2 protein-coding genes and 1 pseudogene are annotated in these 4460 nt (G+C 52.0%); all 3 read right to left on the bottom strand.

Annotation, left to right across the window (positions count from 1 at the left end):
• Positions 1-115: 115 nt before the first annotated feature.
• Positions 116-475, bottom strand: a pseudogene (locus THS5294_RS17975) (IS5 family transposase); the annotation flags it as partial.
• A gap of 287 nt (positions 476-762) precedes the next feature.
• On the bottom strand, positions 763-1731 hold the full coding sequence (locus tag THS5294_RS06395) for a GGDEF domain-containing protein (RefSeq protein ID WP_139278681.1): 969 nt from the start codon (positions 1729-1731) through the stop codon (positions 763-765).
• Positions 1718-2521, bottom strand: coding sequence for an alpha/beta fold hydrolase (locus tag THS5294_RS06390; protein WP_058123081.1), 804 nt, complete (start codon positions 2519-2521; stop codon positions 1718-1720). The genes THS5294_RS06395 and THS5294_RS06390 overlap by 14 nt, the downstream gene beginning before the upstream one ends.
• Between the last annotated feature and the right edge of the window lie 1939 nt (positions 2522-4460).

Below are 4460 nucleotides of genomic sequence, written 5' to 3'. Positions count from 1 at the left end.
TTAGCCTACGGGTTCAGTGACGGGTATGCCAAGAGCTGAGTAACGGTTTAGCACGGCGATGCGGATTTGAAACTCCGCGACTTGCCGGTCGAAGTCTCGAGCCATGAGGCTCTGGCCCGCCATGCTTGCGGGCGTTCCACTCGCCTTCGCCCTCGGCTTTGATGCCGGTGCTGTCAATTAGCAGATAGATAGGGCCAGTTCCCTCACGATAGGGTAAGCTCACGTTCAACACCTTCTGGTGGCGGCAAAGGGTGCTGAAATCGGGCACCGCCCAATCCGATCCGACCAGCTTCAGCAAGCTTTCTACAAAGCCTGTCGTCTGCCGAAGCGGCAGGCCAAACAACACCTTCATCGTCAGGCAAGTCTGGATTGCAGCGTCGCTGAACTGGGACTGTCGCCCACGCCTGCCGCTTGGTGGCGGTGTCCAAACCATCTCAGGATCAAACCAGAGTGAAAGCGATCCGCGACGCTTCAAAGCTTAATTGTGAGCCGACCAATTCTGGGTCTTGTATTTTGTAGGGGCCCAGCTGCTCATGACCTCTAGCTATCATCATGGATTCACAAGATGAATCCCCTCAGGCCATTTGTGCAATAAAGCCTCGTTTAGATATAACGTACGAGTGCGAAAATGGCTGGTGTTCGAGTGCGAAGCAATGCCGCCTTCCGCACTTGAAGTATAAACCCCACAGCGCCGTCGTTAAACCAGCTTTTCTCCAAGCTTAGGCTAACATTCGCCCGACGTGCGTCTAAGCTGCATGAGATTCAGAAATTGGTTCTGGTGATATACTTCGGTTTTGATTGCGCAACAGCCTCTGAAGCTGAGAAGTGCCCCCAAATGGCGGTGGCATTCCTGCCTGCTTGCTTTGCAGTATACAGCGCGCGGTCTGCGCGTTTGAGTGCGAGTTGGTATTCTATTGGCGAACATTGGGTTCGATCTGAAATTCCGATGCTAATTGTCATCGCGCGTTCACACGTGAATTCGGAAATAGATTGATGGAAACGCGCGCAAATATCCTCCGCGTCCTGTACTGCGGTATTTGGGAGAATAATGGCAAATTCGTCCCCGCCAAACCGCGCAACAAAATCAGTGTCTCTTGAGATCTTTCTAAGAATATCGGCCAGTCCTTGGAGGGCTGCGTCCCCTACATCGTGGCCATAGCTGTCATTGATTGACTTGAAGTTGTCGATGTCCATGATCACGAGTGCGAGTGGCTGATGCGATCTCTCGGCTTCTTTGAAAAGGCGTTTCAGCGCCTCATCGAACTCTCTGCGATTGGCAAGGCCGGTGAGTGCGTCAGTGCGGCATAGTTGATCCAATTCCTCTCGCTGTTCCTCGACGGCGCTTCGTGCGGCCTCGAGTTCTTTAAATAGGCCCGTACGGTTTTCGGCCTCAACGAAAGCCCAAGCCAGGTTGCCATCGTCCATTTGCCTAACGTTTACGACTTTGGGCAGAGGCAGGCCGTTATCTGCTTCAAGTGTGATGAGTATCTCGTTGCAATATCCCTCCCGAAAGACGGTGGGCACCACGTAGCTATCGAAAAACAACTGGGATGCCTTTGTCAGAAGCGTATCGAGGCAACGACCTTCGAGCGCACAGGACGGCCGGCTTAGGCTTTCGGAGAAGCTCTGATTTGCCGTCCTGATGATGCGATCCTTCGTCGTGATCAAGAACCCGCAGGGCACTTGGTCAATATCAATCCAGTGGCGAGGTTTCGGCTCATTCTTTTGCAAATCGTATAACCGACGGCGCAATTTGAGTAGGGTGGGTCATATGTAAGCAGTGACCATTCGCCTCCACGATCTCTAGCTGCGATGCAGTCATTTTCGCGTGCACAAATTCGCCCACAGAGACACTTGCGAGGGCGTCATGCGTGCTCTGAAGGATCAATGTGGGTTGCTTGGCCTTGTCGAGTAAATGCCGACAATCAGAGAAAAACGTGGCTCTGGCAAAAGTTTTTGCAAAAATCGGGTCGGTTGAGCAGAAGCTTTCCACCAGCTCGTCTGCCATAGCATCCCCGTTGGTACCCGTTACGAGTGGGGCGAGGTTGTTAGCCCATCCGATGTAGTTTTGATCCATAAGGTCGATGAGCCCCTCTAGATCGGCGCGCTCAAAGCCACCGTTATAATGAGGTGGGTCGTTAAGGAACGACGGAGAAGGGCACACCATAACCAATTTGGATATCAGATCAGGTGTCTTGATCGCTGCAATGAGCCCAGTCATGGCACTTACGGAATGTCCGACGAGGATTGCATCGCGCAGCTCTAACGCCTCGCAGACGTCAATAATGTCTTCTGCGTAGCCGCTCAGTTCGGAATACTTCTTGCCGCGAAAGGCTTTGGGGTCGGATTTTCCGGAGCCAACATAATCAAACAGGACGATGCGAAATTCATCTTGAAGGTAGGGCGTTAACAGCCGCCACATAGTTTGATCGCACCCAAATCCGTGCGCCAACACAAGCGTTCTTGCTCCTGTTCCAATGACCGAAACACTGTTCCGGCGGACTATATCGGTGTCGATCATGTCAAAGGCCTACTTCGGTTGGGTGGCGGTTTGCGATCTAGCGACATTTGAGGGGGTAATCGTTAGGCAACAATGGTTAAGCATCGGTTAATGCGCGAGAGAGCGAGGCGAAGTCGGTTTCCAAAGCCAGCGGCCTTGGAAGTAATCCTTTCATTGGAGCAGGGCTTTCTAGCGCGACTGGCAGTTTTGGCTCGGGGTGATGCGCAGTGCTAGCTGCAAGACTGGATCGCCCGTGGGCACCGCTAACTTCCCAACTGCTTGCCTGAGAGATAGGCGTTCTGTGGCTCTTTTAGGTCAAGCGCAAGGTAGATGCGTCCGCTCGAAGTATTCCTAGGACCACATTTAGAGTTGGCTTGATCGGCCGTAATGCTCCGGCTTTCTTCGTCTTTGTGCCTTCCATGGGTAAAAAACGGTACGAATAAGCGAGTGCAGCGCATGAGCAATGACGTGTCAGTTTTAGCAGGCTGAGAAATAACTGAACCGCATCGAGTTGACGGGGAAGTTCTTTATTCAGAGCTTGCGCGGCCTCATTGGAGGTGCACGTTTCGCGCCGAAGGCATTTGTCATTCCTGACCGCGAGCGACGGCTTATGGGGCCATGTAGCTGTTTTCATTAGCGGCAGCTGGGTCATTGCAGGGTCAGCCATTCGATTTGATCGGCGGATTTCCAAGTTCTGACGAACGCGAGGGCTTTGTTTTGGAATAGGCCTGCGATGCCCTAGACTAAGGTATCGCCATAACAGTCTCCGGTGTTGCGGACTAAGTCGGTGTCGGCATGGTCGAAACACTCGGTATACGGGATCGACGGGTATCACCTGCGGCGGTCAGGCTGATGATTCAGTTCGCCATCCTGGGCCTCCAGCCTGGTTCCAGACAACAAAAAAGCTCGTGACCACCGAAGTTGAGGCACGCGATCTAAAAATCTTGTGAGGTGAAGCGTCGATGACGAAGGCTATGTGGGCCAGCCCTATCAAAGTCGCTATGCCAGTAAAAGTTCAATACTCAGAGCTAATCAGGGGATGTCGCCATGAACTCTCGTTTTATCTGCGCGAGCCTGTGCGCTAGGGCTGTCGAGCACTTCCTGCTGCGGGTCGCTCCTTGTAACGCATATTTTGGGAGCAATTTCTCCAAAGGGCAGAGGACAGTGCGCTTGTTCCCGCCGGAACTGCTACCGCGCTTTGTGAGGCCTGTATTGCCAGTTGTTTTTGTCGTAGAAAATGTTTGATTTTTAGGGCCGGTCGCGTCATGTTTTGTGCGCACCTAGGCTCGATGTGGTTTTGGAGTGTTAGCTATATGAGCGTAGTAGCTAGACTGACCAATGTGCAATAAGTAACAGATTGGCTCCATTCCAAGCCCCATTCGTATCTTCAGTAAGTGTGATTTTTCGCGGAACTGACGGACGGGTTTCGTCGACGCAAGTTATGCATAGGCGCATTGAAGCTGTCGTTGGCTACGCTGCGGAATTTGTATTAACGTGCGTGTCGTTGCCGTCAATCTTTTCACTCTCTGCTCAAACTTTGCGTTTTCCGCGACCTCTCGAAGCTTGACTGCGCCAGTTGCATAATTTGCCTTGCGACTAGTCAAGTTGATCGTCAGTCGCCTTTTAGGCTAAGCTAAGATTGGTGTAATTATGAGGCTGTTCACGAATTAACTGGACGTTGTGCGTGCGGAGCCAAATAGCCTAATGTGAGTGCGTTTTTCCTAGCTCGTTATTTGATGGTTTGTTTCTGTGGCAAGCCTGAAGTGATTCGTTTTCGAGTGGATTTACACGAAACTCTTTGCGCCTTGTTGAAGCAGCTCTTTCGTATTCGTTTACTCCTCAAAAGGATGTGCAGAATTTCCTTCAAAATGAGGGGGTCTTTGGGGTATCAGGGCATCAGGGAGGGGCTTTGTTGCACAAACCCGCTTGGGGACGTGTTTCCCCTGACCCCGGACGGATT

The organism is Thalassobacter stenotrophicus, assembly GCF_001458315.1.
GTDB classification, from domain to species: domain Bacteria; phylum Pseudomonadota; class Alphaproteobacteria; order Rhodobacterales; family Rhodobacteraceae; genus Thalassobacter; species Thalassobacter stenotrophicus.
This window is presented reverse-complemented; position numbering and strand designations above follow the sequence as displayed.

Coding starts and splice junctions, on each gene's coding strand:
- THS5294_RS06390 (WP_058123081.1), bottom strand. CDS start 2,521: ATGATCGACACCGATATAGTCCGCCGGAACAGTGTTTCGGTCATTGGA.